Origin of the sequence: Staphylococcus sp. EG-SA-14 (genome assembly GCF_017151935.1) — a bacterium.
Lineage (GTDB): Bacteria > Bacillota > Bacilli > Staphylococcales > Staphylococcaceae > Staphylococcus > Staphylococcus aureus.
The window spans coordinates 55,495-72,430 of record NZ_JACVZM010000007.1 but is presented as its reverse complement, the minus strand read 5'-3'; the positions used below and the strand labels follow the sequence as shown (position 1 = coordinate 72,430).

At 35.9% G+C, this 16,936-nt stretch carries 1 protein-coding gene (cut by a window edge); it reads left to right on the top strand.

What is annotated here, in order from left to right:
- Positions 1–16,936 carry the 3' portion of a hyperosmolarity resistance protein Ebh gene (gene ebh / locus IDG63_RS06310; protein ID WP_206176394.1) on the top strand. 14,477 nt of this gene lie to the left of the window's left edge, so the window shows 16,936 of its 31,413 coding nt (coding positions 14,478–31,413); its start codon lies off the left edge, out of view; the stop codon is at positions 16,934–16,936.

Genomic DNA, 16,936 nt, shown 5'->3' with positions numbered 1-16,936 from the left:
AGCTGTCACAGCGGCTGAAGGCATTTTAAATAAACAAACTGGTGGTAACACATCTAAAGCAGACGTTGATAATGCATTAAATGCAGTTACAAGAGCGAAAGCGGCTTTAAATGGTGCTGAAAACTTAAGAAATGCGAAAACTTCAGCAACAAATACGATTAATGGTTTACCTAACTTAACACAATTACAAAAAGACAACTTGAAGCATCAAGTTGAACAAGCGCAAAATGTAGCTGGTGTAAATGGTGTTAAAGATAAAGGTAATACATTAAATACTGCCATGGGTGCATTACGTACAAGTATCCAAAATGATAATACGACGAAAACAAGTCAAAATTATCTTGATGCATCTGATAGCAACAAAAATAATTACAATACTGCTGTAAATAATGCAAATGGTGTTATTAATGCAACGAACAATCCAAATATGGATGCTAATGCGATTAATGGCATGGCAAATCAAGTCAATACAACAAAAGCAGCGTTAAATGGTGTACAAAACTTAGCTCAAGCTAAAACAAATGCGACGAACACAATTAACAACGCACATGACTTAAACCAAAAACAAAAAGATGCATTAAAAACACAAGTTAACAATGCACAACGTGTATCTGATGCAAATAACGTTCAACATATAGCTACTGAATTGAACGGTGCGATGACAGCACTTAAAGCAGCTATTGCTGATAAAGAAAGAACAAAAGCAAGCGGTAATTATGTCAATGCTGATCAAGAAAAACGTCAAGCGTATGATTCAAAAGTGACTAACGCTGAAAATATCATTAATGGTACACCGAATGCGACATTAACAGTCAATGATGTAAATAGTGCGACTTCACAAGTCAATGCGGCTAAAACAGCATTAAATGGCGATAACAACTTACGTGTTGCTAAAGAAAATGCTAATAATACAATTGATGGCTTAGCACAATTGAATAATGCACAAAAAGCAAAATTAAAAGAACAAGTTCAAAGTGCAACTACATTAGAAGGTGTTCAAACTGTTAAAAATAGTTCTCAAACGTTGAATACAGCGATGAAAGGCTTAAGAGATAGTATTGCGAATGAAGCAACAATTAAAGCAGGTCAAAACTACACTGACGCAAGTCCAACTAATCGTAACGAGTACGACAGCGCAGTTACTGCAGCAAAAGCAATCATTAATCAAACATCGAACCCAACGATGGAACCAAATACTATTACGCAAGCAACATCACAAGTGACAACTAAAGAACATGCATTAAATGGTGCGCAAAACTTAGCTCAAGCTAAGACAACTGCGAAAAACAACTTAAATAACTTAACATCAATTAACAATGCACAAAAAGATGCGTTAACGCGTAGCATTGATGGTGCAACAACAGTAGCTGGTGTAAATCAAGAAACTGCCAAAGCAACAGAATTAAATAACGCAATGCATAGTTTACAAAACGGTATCAATGATGAGGCACAAACTAAACAAACTCAGAAATACCTAGATGCAGAGCCAAATAAGAAATCAGCTTATGATCAAGCTGTAAATGCAGCGAAAGCAATTTTAACAAAAGCTAGTGGTCAAAATGTAGACAAAGCAGCAGTTGAACAAGCATTACAAAATGTGAACAGTACGAAGACGGCGTTGAACGGTGATGCGAAATTAAATGAAGCTAAAGCCGCTGCGAAACAAACGTTAGGTACATTAACACACATTAATAATGCACAACGTACAGCGTTAGATAATGAAATTACACAAGCAACAAATGTTGAAGGTGTTAATACAGTTAAAGCCAAAGCGCAACAATTAGATGGTGCTATGGGTCAATTAGAAACATCAATTCGTGATAAAGACACGACGTTACAAAGTCAAAATTATCAAGATGCTGATGATGCTAAACGAACTGCTTATTCTCAAGCAGTAAATGCAGCAGCTACAATTTTAAATAAAACAGCTGGCGGTAATACACCTAAAGCAGATGTTGAAAGAGCAATGCAAGCTGTTACACAAGCAAATACTGCATTAAACGGTATTCAAAACTTAGAACGTGCGAAACAGGCTGCTAACACAGCGATTACAAATGCTTCGGACTTAAATACAAAACAAAAAGAAGCATTAAAAGCACAAGTAACAAGTGCAGGACGTGTATCTGCAGCAAATGGTGTTGAACATACTGCGACTGAATTAAATACTGCGATGACAGCTTTAAAACGTGCCATTGCTGATAAAGCTGAGACAAAAGCTAGTGGTAACTATGTCAATGCTGATGCGAATAAACGTCAAGCATATGATGAAAAAGTGACAGCTGCCGAAAATATCGTTAGTGGTACACCAACACCAACGTTAACACCATCAGATGTTACAAATGCAGCAACGCAAGTAACGAATGCTAAGACGCAGTTAAACGGTAATCATAATTTAGAAGTAGCGAAACAAAATGCTAACACAGCAATTGATGGTTTAACTTCTTTAAATGGTCCGCAAAAAGCAAAACTTAAAGAACAAGTGGGTCAAGCGACGACGTTGCCAAATGTTCAAACTGTTCGTGATAATGCACAAACATTAAACACTGCAATGAAAGGTCTACGAGATAGCATTGCGAATGAAGCAACGATTAAAGCAGATCAAAACTACACAGATGCAAGTCCTAATAATCGTAGTGAATACGATAGTGCAGTCACTGCAGCAAAAGCAATCATTGGTCAAACAACTAGTCCATCAATGAATGCGCAAGAAATTAATCAAGCGAAAGACCAAGTGACAGCTAAACAACAAGCGTTAAACGGTCAAGAAAACTTAAGAACTGCGCAAACAAATGCGAAGCAACATTTGAATGGCTTAAGTGACTTAACTAATGCTCAAAAAGAAGCGGCGAAACGTCAAATCGAGGGTGCAACGCATGTTAATGAAGTAACACAAGCACAAAATAATGCGGATGCATTAAATACAGCTATGACGAACTTGAAAAATGGTATTCAAGATCAGAATACGATTAAGCAAGGTGTTAACTTCACTGATGCAGATGAAGCGAAACGTAATGCATATACAAATGCAGTGACACAAGCTGAACAAATTTTAAATAAAGCACAAGGTCCAAATACTGCAAAAGACGGTGTCGAAACTGCATTAGAAAATGTACAACGTGCTAAAAACGAATTGAATGGTAATCAAAATGTTGCGAATGCTAAGACAACTGCGAAAAATGCATTGAATAACCTAACATCAATTAACAATGCACAAAAAGAAGCATTGAAAACGCAAATTGAAGGTGCGACAACAGTTGCAGGTGTAAATCAAGTGTCTACAACAGCATCTGAATTAAATACTGCAATGAGCAACTTACAACGTGGTATTAACGATGAAGCAGCTACAAAAGCAGCTCAGAAATATACTGATGCAGATAGAGAAAAACAAACAGCATACAATGATGCTGTAACGGCAGCTAAAACGTTATTAGATAAAACAGCTGGCACAAATGAAAATAAAGCAGCCGTTGAACAAGCATTACAACGTGTGAATACTGCTAAAACTGCATTAAATGGTGATGCGCGCTTAAATGAAGCGAAGAACACAGCTAAACAACAAGTAGCGACAATGTCACACTTAACTGATGCTCAAAAAGCAAACTTAACATCGCAAATCGAAAGTGGTACGACTGTTGCAGGTGTTCAAGGTATTCAAGCTAATGCCGGTACTTTAGATCAAGCAATGAATCAATTAAGACAAAGTATTGCTTCTAAAGATGCGACTAAATCAAGCGAAGATTATCAAGACGCGAATGCAGATTTACAAAATGCATACAATGATGCGGTAACTAATGCTGAAGGTATTATTAGTGCAACGAATAACCCTGAAATGAATCCTGATACAATTAACCAAAAAGCGAGCCAAGTGAACAGTGCGAAGTCTGCATTGAACGGTGATGAAAAATTAGCAGCAGCAAAACAAACTGCGAAATCAGATATCGGTCGTTTGACAGACTTGAACAATGCACAACGAACTGCGGCAAATGCTGAAGTGGATCAAGCACCAAATCTTGCAGCTGTCACAGCGGCTAAAAATAAAGCAACATCGTTAAACACAGCGATGGGTAATTTGAAACATGCACTTGCTGAAAAGGATAATACGAAACGTAGTGTCAATTACAAAGATGCGGATCAACCAAAACAACAAGCGTATGATACTGCGGTTACACAAGCAGAAGCAATTACTAATGCTAATGGCAGCAACGCGAATGAAACACAAGTTCAAGCAGCACTAAACCAATTGAATCAAGCTAAAAATGACTTGAATGGTGATAATAAAGTTGCTCAAGCAAAAGAGTCAGCGAAACGTGCATTAGCTTCATATAGTAACTTGAATAATGCGCAATCAACTGCAGCAACTAGTCAAATTGACAATGCAACGACAGTAGCAGGTGTAACTGCTGCACAAAATACTGCTAATGAATTAAATACAGCAATGGGTCAACTTCAAAATGGTATTAATGACCAAAACACTGTTAAACAACAAGTGAACTTTACAGATGCTGACCAAGGTAAGAAAGATGCTTACACAAATGCTGTTACGAATGCTCAAGGTATTTTAGATAAAGCAAACGGTCAAAATATGACAAAAGCACAAGTTGAAGCTGCATTAAATCAAGTAACGACTGCTAAGAATGCTTTAAACGGTGATGCAAATGTAAGACAAGCAAAATCAGATGCGAAAGCAAACTTAGGTACATTAACACACTTAAATAATGCACAAAAACAAGATTTAACATCACAAATCGAAGGTGCAACAACAGTCAACGGTGTAAATAGTGTTAAAACGAAAGCACAAGACTTAGATGGTGCAATGCAACGATTAGAGACAGCAATCGCAAATAAAGATCAAACTAAAGCGAGCGAAAACTACATCGACGCAGATCCAACTAAGAAAACAGCATTTGATAATGCCATCATACAAGCTGAATCTTACTTAAATAAAGATCATGGTGCGAATAAAGATAAGCAAGCTGTTGAACAAGCAATTCAAAGTGTAACGTCTACTGAAAATGCTTTGAACGGTGACGCAAACTTACGACGCGCTAAAACTGAAGCTACACAAGCTATCGATAACTTGACACATTTGAATACGCCACAAAAAACAGCATTAAAACAACAAGTGAACGCTGCGCAACGTGTATCAGGTGTAACTGATCTGAAAAATAGTGCTACATCACTTAATAATGCGATGGATCAATTAAAACAAGCAATTGCTGATCATGACACAATTGTTGCTGGTGGTAATTACACTAACGCGAGTCCTGATAAGCAAGGTGCTTATACTGATGCATATAATGCTGCGAAAAACATTGTAAATGGTTCACCTAATGTGATTACAAATGCAGCAGATGTTACAGCAGTAACACAACGTGTTAATAATGCTGAAACAGGTTTAAACGGTGATACAAACTTAGCAACTGCGAAGCAACAAGCTAAAGATACATTACGTCAAATGACACATTTATCTGATGCACAAAAACAAAGTATTACTGGTCAAATTGATAGCGCGACACAAGTAACTGGCGTCCAAAGTGTGAAAGACAACGCGACAAATCTTGATAATGCAATGAATCAACTTCGAAATAGTATTGCGAATAAAGATGAAGTTAAAGCAAGTCAACCATATGTTGATGCAGATACGGATAAACAAAATGCATACAACACAGCAGTTACAAGTGCTGAAAATATCATTAATGCAACGAGTCAGCCGACACTTGATCCATCTGCAGTAACACAAGCAGCTAATCAAGTGAACACTAACAAAACTGCGCTTAATGGTGTACAAAACTTAGCGAATAAAAAGCAAGAAACGACTGCTAACATCAACCAATTAAGTCATTTAAATAATGCTCAAAAGCAAGATTTAAATACGCAAGTGACAAATGCACCAAATATTAGCACAGTAAATCAAGTGAAAACTAAAGCTGAACAATTAGATCAAGCAATGGAACGTTTAATCAACGGAATCCAAGACAAAGATCAAGTGAAACAAAGTGTTAACTTTACAGATGCAGATCCAGAAAAACAAACAGCATACAACAATGCGGTAACTGCTGCTGAAAATATTATTAATCAAGCAAATGGTACAAATGCGAACCAATCACAAGTTGAAGCAGCACTTTCAACTGTAACAACTACTAAACAAGCGTTGAATGGTGATAGAAAAGTAACAGATGCTAAAAACAATGCAAACCAAACATTATCTACATTAGATAACTTAAACAATGCACAAAAAGGTGCTGTTACTGGAAACATCAATCAAGCGCACACTGTAGCTGAAGTAACGCAAGCCATTCAAACAGCTCAGGAACTGAATACAGCGATGGGTAACTTGAAAAATAGCTTGAATGATAAAGACACTACACTTGGCAGTCAAAACTTTGCAGATGCAGATCCAGAGAAGAAAAATGCATACAATGAAGCGGTTCGTAATGCTGAAAATATTTTAAATAAATCTACAGGTACAAACGTGCCTAAAGATCAAGTTGAAGCAGCTATGAATCAAGTGAATACAACGAAAGCAGCGCTTAATGGTACTCAAAACCTTGAAAAAGCTAAACAACACGCAAATACAGCAATTGACGGTTTAAGCCATTTAACAAATGCACAAAAAGAGGCATTAAAACAATTGGTACAACAATCGACTACTGTTGCAGAAGCACAAGGTAATGAACAAAAGGCAAACAATGTTGATGCAGCAATGGACAAATTACGTCAAAGTATTGCAGATAATGCGACAACAAAACAAAACCAAAATTATACTGATGCAAGTCCGAATAAAAAGGATGCGTACAATAATGCTGTCACAACTGCACAAGGTATTATTGATCAAACTACAAGTCCAACTTTAGATCCGACTGTTATCAATCAAGCTGCTGGACAAGTAAGCACAACTAAAAATGCATTAAATGGTAATGAAAACTTAGAGGCAGCGAAGCAACAAGCAACGCAATCTTTAGGTTCATTAGACAACTTAAATAATGCGCAGAAACAAGCTGTTACTGATCAAATTAATGGTGCGCATACTGTTGATGAAGCAAATCAAATTAAGCAAAATGCGCAAAACTTAAATACTGCGATGGGTAACTTGAAACAAGCGATAGCCGATAAAGATGCTACGAAAGCAACAGTTAACTTCACTGATGCAGATCAAGCAAAACAACAAGCATATAACACAGCTGTTACAAATGCTGAAAACATTATTTCAAAAGCTAATGGTGGCAATGCAACACAAACTGAAGTTGAACAAGCAATCCAACAAGTAAATGCAGCAAAACAAGCATTAAATGGTAATGCCAACGTTCAACATGCAAAAGACGAAGCAACAGCATTAATTAATAGCTCTAATGACCTTAATCAAGCACAGAAAGATGCATTAAAACAACAAGTTCAAAATGCAACTACTGTAGCTGGTGTAAACAATGTTAAACAAACAGCACAAGAGTTAAACAATGCTATGACACAATTAAAACAAGGCATTGCAGATAAAGAACAAACAAAAGCTGATGGTAACTTTGTCAATGCAGATCCTGATAAGCAAAATGCATATAATCAAGCAGTAGCGAAAGCTGAAGCATTAATTAGTGCTACGCCTGATGTTGTCGTTACACCTAGCGAAATTACTGCAGCGTTAAATAAAGTTACGCAAGCTAAAAATGATTTAAATGGTAATACAAACTTAGCAACGGCGAAACAAAATGTTCAACATGCTATTGATCAATTGCCAAACTTAAACCAAGCGCAACGTGATGAATACAGCAAACAAATCACGCAAGCAACACTTGTACCAAACGTCAATGCTATTCAACAAGCGGCGACAACGCTTAATGATGCGATGACACAATTGAAACAAGGCATTGCGGATAAAGCACAAATTAAAGGTAGCGAAAACTATCATGATGCTGATCCTGACAAGCAAACAGCATATGATAATGCAGTAACAAAAGCAGAAGAATTGTTGAAACAAACAACAAATCCAACAATGGATCCAAATACAATTCAACAAGCATTAACTAAAGTGAAAGATACAAATCAAGCACTTAACGGTAATCAAAAATTAGCTGATGCCAAACAAGCTGCTAAGACAAATCTTGGTACATTAGATCATTTAAATGATGCTCAAAAACAAGCGCTAACAACTCAAGTTGAACAAGCACCAGATATTGCAACAGTTAATAATGTTAAGCAAAATGCTCAAAATCTGAATAATGCTATGACTAACTTAAACAATGCATTACAAGATAAAACTGAGACATTAAATAGCATTAACTTTACTGATGCAGATCAAGCTAAGAAAGATGCTTATACTAATGCGGTTTCACATGCAGAAGGTATTTTATCTAAAGCAAATGGCAGCAATGCAAGTCAAACTGAAGTGGAACAAGCGATGCAACGTGTGAACGAAGCGAAACAAGCATTGAATGGTAATGACAATGTACAACGTGCAAAAGATGCAGCGAAACAAGTGATTACAAATGCAAATGATTTAAATCAAGCGCAAAAAGATGCATTAAAACAACAAGTCGATGCTGCGCAAACTGTTGCAAATGTAAACACGATTAAGCAAACAGCACAAGATTTAAATCAAGCAATGACACAATTGAAACAAGGTATTGCAGATAAAGACCAAACTAAAGCAAATGGTAACTTTGTCAATGCTGATACTGATAAGCAAAATGCATATAACAATGCGGTAGCACATGCTGAACAAATCATTAGTGGTACACCAAATGCAAACGTGGATCCACAACAAGTGGCTCAAGCGTTACAACAAGTGAATCAAGCTAAGGGTGATTTAAACGGTAACCATAACTTACAAGTTGCTAAAGACAATGCAAATACAGCCATTGATCAGTTATCAAACTTAAATCAACCACAAAAAACAGCATTAAAAGACCAAGTGTCGCATGCAGAACTTGTTACAGGTGTTAATGCTATTAAGCAAAATGCTGATGCGTTAAATAATGCAATGGGTACATTGAAACAACAAATTCAAGCGAACAGTCAAGTACCACAGTCAGTTGACTTTACACAAGCGGATCAAGACAAACAACAAGCATATAACAATGCGGCTAACCAAGCGCAACAAATCGCAAATGGCATACCAACACCTGTATTGACGCCTGATACAGTAACACAAGCAGTGACAACTATGAATCAAGCGAAAGATGCATTAAACGGTGATGAAAAATTAGCACAAGCGAAACAAGAAGCTTTAGCAAATCTTGATACGTTACGCGACTTAAATCAACCACAACGTGATGCATTAAGAAACCAAATCAATCAAGCACAAGCGTTAGCTACAGTTGAACAAACTAAACAAAATGCACAAAATGTGAATACAGCAATGGGTAACTTGAAACAAGGTATTGCAAACAAAGATACTGTCAAAGCAAGTGAGAACTATCATGATGCTGATGCCGATAAGCAAACAGCATATACAAATGCAGTGTCTCAAGCGGAAGGTATTATCAATCAAACGACAAATCCAACGCTTAACCCAGATGAAATAACACGTGCATTAACTCAAGTGACTGATGCTAAAAATGGCTTAAACGGTGAAGCTAAATTGGCAACTGAAAAGCAAAATGCTAAAGATGCCGTAAGTGGAATGACGCATTTAAACGATGCTCAAAAACAAGCATTAAAAGGTCAAATCGATCAATCGCCTGAAATTGCTACAGTGAACCAAGTTAAACAAACAGCAACGAGCCTAGATCATGCAATGGATCAATTATCACAAGCTATTAATGATAAAGCTCAAACATTAGCGGACGGTAATTACTTAAATGCAGATCCTGACAAACAAAATGCGTATAAACAGGCAGTAGCAAAAGCTGAAGCATTATTGAATAAACAAAGTGGTACTAATGAAGTACAAGCACAAGTTGAAAGCATCACTAATGAAGTGAACGCAGCGAAACAAGCATTAAATGGTAATGACAATTTGGCAAATGCAAAACAACAAGCAAAACAACAATTGGCGAACTTAACACACATAAATGATGCACAAAAACAATCATTTGAAAGTCAAATTACACAAGCGCCACTTGTTACAGATGTCACTACGATTAATCAAAAAGCACAAACGTTAGATCATGCGATGGAATTATTAAGAAATAGTGTTGCGGATAATCAAACGACATTAGCATCTGAAGATTATCATGATGCAACTGCGCAAAGACAAAATGACTATAACCAAGCTGTAACAGCTGCTAATAATATCATTAATCAAACTACATCGCCTACGATGAATCCAGATGATGTTAATCGTGCAACAACTCAAGTGAATAACACGAAAGTTGCATTAGATGGTGATGAAAACCTTGTAGCAGCTAAGCAACAAGCTAACAATAGACTTGATCAATTAGATCATTTAAATAATGCGCAAAAGCAACAGTTACAATCACAAATTACGCAATCATCTGATATTGCTGCAGTTAATGGTCACAAACAAACAGCAGAATCTTTAAATACTGCGATGGGTAACTTAATTAATGCGATTGCAGATCAACAAGCCGTTGAACAACGTGGTAACTTCATCAATGCTGATACTGATAAACAAACTGCTTATAATACAGCGGTAAATGAAGCAGCAGCAATGATTAACAAACAAACTGGTCAAAATGCGAACCAAACAGAAGTAGAACAAGCTATTACTAAAGTTCAAACAACACTTCAAGCGTTAAATGGAGATCATAATTTACAAGTTGCTAAAACAAATGCGACGCAAGCAATTGATGCTTTAACAAGCTTAAATGATCCTCAAAAAACAGCATTAAAAGACCAAGTTACAGCTGCAACTTTAGTAACTGCAGTTCATCAAATTGAACAAAATGCGAATACGCTTAACCAAGCAATGCATGGATTAAGACAGAGCATTCAAGATAACGCAGCAACTAAAGCAAATAGCAAATATATCAACGAAGATCAACCAGAGCAACAAAACTATGATCAAGCTGTTCAAGCCGCAAATAATATTATCAATGAACAAACTGCAACATTAGATAATAATGCGATTAATCAAGTAGCGGCAACTGTGAATACAACGAAAGCAGCATTACATGGTGATGTGAAATTACAAAATGATAAAGATCATGCTAAACAAACGGTTAGCCAATTAGCACATCTAAACAATGTACAAAAACATATGGAAGATACGTTAATTGATAGCGAAACAACTAGAACAGCAGTTAAGCAAGATTTGACTGAAGCACAAGCATTAGATCAACTTATGGATGCATTACAACAAAGTATTGCTGACAAAGATGCAACTCGTGTGAGCAGTGCATATGTCAATGCAGAACCGAATAAAAAACAAGCCTATGATGAAGCAGTTCAAAATGCTGAGTCTATCATTGCAGGATTAAATAATCCAACTATCAATAAAGGTAATGTATCAAGTGCGACTCAAGCAGTAACATCATCTAAAAATGCATTAGATGGTGTTGAACGATTAGCTCAAGATAAGCAAACTGCTGGAAATTCTCTAAATCATTTAGATCAATTAACACCAGCTCAACAACAAGCGCTAGAAAATCAAATTAATAATGCAACAACTCGTGATAAAGTGGCTGAAATCATTGCACAAGCGCAAGCATTAAATGAAGCGATGAAAGCATTAAAAGAAAGTATTAAGGATCAACCACAAACTGAAGCAAGTAGTAAATTTATTAACGAGGATCAAGCGCAAAAAGATGCTTATACGCAAGCAGTACAACACGCGAAAGATTTGATTAACAAAACAACTGATCCTACATTAGCTAAATCAATCATTGATCAAGCGACACAGGCAGTGACTGATGCTAAAAACAATTTACATGGTGATCAAAAACTTGCTCAAGATAAGCAACGTGCAACAGAAACGTTAAATAACTTGTCTAACTTGAATACACCACAACGTCAAGCACTTGAAAATCAAATCAATAATGCAGCAACTCGTGGCGAAGTAGCACAAAAATTAACTGAAGCACAAGCACTTAACCAAGCAATGGAAGCTTTACGTAATAGCATTCAAGATCAACAGCAAACGGAAGCGGCTAGCAAGTTTATCAATGAAGATAAACCACAAAAAGATGCTTACCAAGCAGCAGTTCAAAATGCAAAAGATTTAATTAATCAAACTAACAATCCAACGCTTGATAAAGCACAAGTTGAACAATTGACACAAGCTGTTAACCAAGCTAAAGATAACCTACACGGTGATCAAAAACTTGCAGACGATAAACAACATGCGGTTACTGATTTAAATCAATTAAATGGTTTGAATAATCCGCAACGTCAAGCACTTGAAAGCCAAATAAACAACGCAGCAACTCGTGATGAAGTAGCGCAAAAATTAGCTGAAGCAAAAGCGCTTGATCAAGCAATGCAAGCATTACGAAATAGTATTCAAGATCAACAACAAACAGAATCTGGTAGCAAGTTTATTAATGAAGATAAACCGCAAAAAGATGCTTACCAAGCAGCAGTTCAAAATGCAAAAGATTTAATTAACCAAACAGGTAATCCAACACTCGACAAATCACAAGTAGAACAATTGACACAAGCAGTAACAACTGCAAAAGATAACCTACATGGTGATCAAAAACTTGCTCGTGATCAACAACAAGCAGTAACGACTGTTAATGCATTGCCAAACTTAAATCATGCACAACAACAAGCATTAACTGATGCTATAAATGCAGCGCCTACAAGAACAGAGGTTGCACAACATGTTCAAACTGCTACTGAACTTGATCACGCGATGGAAACATTGAAAAATAAAGTTGATCAAGTGAATACAGATAAGGCTCAACCAAATTACACTGAAGCGTCAACTGATAAAAAAGAAGCAGTAGATCAAGCGTTACAAGCTGCACAAAGCATTACAGATCCAACTAATGGTTCAAATGCGAATAAAGACGCTGTAGAACAAGCATTAACTAAGCTTCAAGAAAAAGTGAATGAGTTAAATGGTAATGAGAGAGTCGCTGAAGCTAAAACACAAGCGAAACAAACTATTGACCAATTAACACATTTAAATGCTGATCAAATTGCAACTGCTAAACAAAATATTGATCAAGCGACGAAACTTCAACCAATCGCTGAATTAGTAGATCAAGCAACGCAATTGAACCAATCAATGGATCAATTACAACAAGCAGTTAATGAACATGCTAACGTTGAGCAAACTATAGATTACACACAAGCAGATTCAGATAAGCAAAAGGCTTATAAACAAGCTATTGCTGATGCTGAAAATGTATTGAAACAAAATGCGAATAAGCAACAAGTGGATCAAGCACTTCAAAATATTTTAAATGCAAAACAAGCATTAAATGGTGATGAACGTGTAGCACTTGCTAAAACAAATGGTAAACATGACATCGACCAATTGAATGCATTAAACAATGCTCAACAAGATGGATTTAAAGGTCGCATCGATCAATCAAACGATTTAAATCAAATCCAACAAATTGTAGATGAGGCTAAGGCACTTAATCGTGCAATGGATCAATTGTCACAAGAAATCACTGGCAATGAAGGACGCACGAAAGGTAGCACGAACTATGTCAATGCAGATACACAAGTCAAACAAGTATATGATGAAGCGGTTGATAAAGCGAAACAAGCACTTGATAAATCGACTGGTCAAAACTTAACTGCAGAACAAGTTATCAAATTAAATGATGCAGTCACTGCAGCTAAGAAAGCATTAAATGGTGAAGAAAGACTTAATAATCGTAAATCTGAAGCATTACAAAGTTTGGATCAATTAACACATCTAAACAATGCTCAAAGACAATTAGCAATCCAACAAATTAATAATGCTGAAACGCTAAATAAAGCATCTCGAGCAATTAATAGAGCAACTAAATTAGATAATGCAATGGGTGCAGTACAACAATATATTGACGAACAGCACCTTGGTGTTATCAGCAGCACAAATTACATCAATGCAGATGACAATTTGAAAGCAAATTATGATAATGCAATTGCGAATGCAGCACATGAGTTAGATAAAGTGCAAGGTAATGCAATTGCAAAAGCTGAAGCAGAGCAATTGAAACAAAATATTATCGATGCTCAAAATGCATTAAATGGAGACCAAAACCTTGCAAATGCCAAAGATAAAGCAAATGCGTTTGTTAATTCGTTAAATGGATTAAATCAACAGCAACAAGATCTTGCACATAAAGCAATTAACAATGCCGATACTGTATCAGATGTAACAGATATTGTTAATAATCAAATTGACTTAAATGATGCAATGGAAACATTGAAACATTTAGTTGACAATGAAATTCCAAATGCAGAGCAAACTGTCAATTACCAAAACGCTGACGATAATGCTAAAACAAACTTCGATGATGCCAAACGTCTAGCAAATACATTGCTAAATAGTGATAACACAAATGTGAATGATATCAATGGCGCAATCCAAGCAGTCAATGATGCAATCCATAATCTTAATGGTGATCAACGACTACAAGATGCTAAAGACAAGGCAATTCAATCAATTAATCAAGCTTTAGCTAATAAGCTAAAAGAAATCGAAGCTTCAAATGCGACGGATCAAGACAAGCTTATTGCGAAAAATAAAGCAGAAGAATTGGCAAACAGCATCATCAACAACATTAATAAAGCAACAAGTAATCAGGCTGTATCTCAAGTTCAAACAGCAGGCAACCACGCGATTGAACAAGTGCATGCCAATGAAATACCAAAAGCAAAAATTGATGCCAATAAAGACGTTGATAAGCAAGTTCAAGCATTAATTGACGAAATCGATCGAAATCCAAATCTAACAGATAAGGAAAAACAAGCACTTAAAGATCGTATTAATCAAATACTTCAACAAGGTCATAACGACATTAACAATGCGCTGACTAAAGAAGAAATTGAACAAGCTAAAGCACAACTTGCGCAAGCATTACAAGACATCAAAGATTTAGTGAAAGCTAAAGAAGATGCGAAAAATGAAATAAAAGCCTTAGCTAATGCGAAGCGTGATCAAATCAATTCAAATCCAGATTTAACACCTGAGCAAAAAGCAAAAGCGCTCAAAGAAATTGACGAAGCTGAAAAACGAGCACTACAAAACGTTGAGAATGCTCAAACTATAGATCAATTAAATCGAGGATTAAACTTAGGTTTAGATGACATTAGAAATACACATGTATGGGAGGTTGATGAACAACCTGCTGTAAATGAAATTTTTGAAGCAACACCTGAGCAAATCCTAGTTAATGGTGAACTCATTGTACATCGTGATGACATCATTACAGAACAAGATATTCTTGCACACATAAACTTAATTGATCAGCTTTCAGCAGAAGTTATCGATACACCATCAACTGCAACGATTTCTGATAGCTTAACAGCAAAAGTTGAAGTTACATTGCTTGATGGATCAAAAGTGATTGTTAATGTTCCTGTAAAAGTTGTAGAAAAAGAATTGTCAGTAGTCAAACAACAGGCAATTGAATCAATCGAAAATGCGGCACAACAAAAGATTAATGAAATCAATAATAGTGTGACATTAACACTGGAACAAAAAGAAGCTGCAATTGCAGAAGTTAATAAGCTTAAACAACAAGCAATTGATTATATTAACAATGCACCTGATGTTCATTCAGTTGAAGAAATTCAACAACAAGAACAAGCGCATATTGAACAATTTAATCCAGAACAATTTACGATTGAACAAGCAAAATCAAATGCAATTAAATCGATTGAAGATGCAATTCAACATATGATTGATGAAATCAAAGCTCGTACTGATCTAACAGATAAAGAGAAGCAAGAAGCTATTGCTAAGTTAAATCAATTAAAAGAACAAGCAATTCAAGCGATTCAACGTGCGCAAAGCATCGATGAAATAACTGAGCAATTGGAACAATTTAAAGCTCAAATGAAAGCAGCTAATCCAACAGCAAAAGAACTAGCTAAACGCAAGCAAGAAGCTATTAGTAGAATTAAAGACTTTTCAAATGAAAAAATAAATAGTATTCGAAATAGTGAAATTGGCACAGCTGATGAAAAACAAGCAGCAATGAATCAAATTAACGAAATTGTGCTTGAAACAATTAGAGATATTAATAATGCGCATACATTACAGCAAGTTGAGGCTGCATTGAACAATGGTATTGCTCGAATTTCAGCAGTACAAATTGTAACATCTGATCGTGCTAAACAATCGTCAAGTACTGGAAATGAATCTAATAGCCATTTAACAATTGGTTATGGAACTGCAAATCATCCATTTAACAGTTCGACTATTGGACATAAAAAGAAACTTGATGAAGATGATGACATTGATCCACTTCATATGCGTCACTTTAGTAATAATTTCGGTAATGTTATTAAAAACGCTATTGGTGTGGTGGGTATCTCTGGTTTACTAGCTAGTTTCTGGTTCTTCATTGCCAAACGTCGTCGTAAAGAAGATGAAGAGGAAGAATTAGAAATAAGAGATAATAATAAAGATTCAATAAAAGAGACTTTAGACGATACAAAACATTTACCACTTTTATTTGCGAAACGTCGCAGAAAAGAAGATGAAGAAGATGTTACTGTTGAAGAAAAAGATTCGCTAAATAATGGCGAGTCACTCGATAAAGTTAAACATACGCCGTTCTTCTTACCAAAACGTCGTCGTAAAGAAGATGAAGAAGATGTGGAAGTTACAAATGAAAACACAGATGAAAAAGTGTTGAAAGATAACGAACATTCACCACTCTTATTCGCAAAACGACGCAAAGATAAAGAGGAAGATGTTGAAACAACAACTAGTATTGAATCTAAAGATGAGGACGTTCCTTTATTATTGGCTAAAAAGAAAAATCAAAAAGATAACCAATCCAAAGACAAAAAGTCAGCATCAAAAAATACTTCTAAAAAGGTAGCAGCTAAAAAGAAGAAAAAGAAAGCTAAGAAAAATAAAAAATAA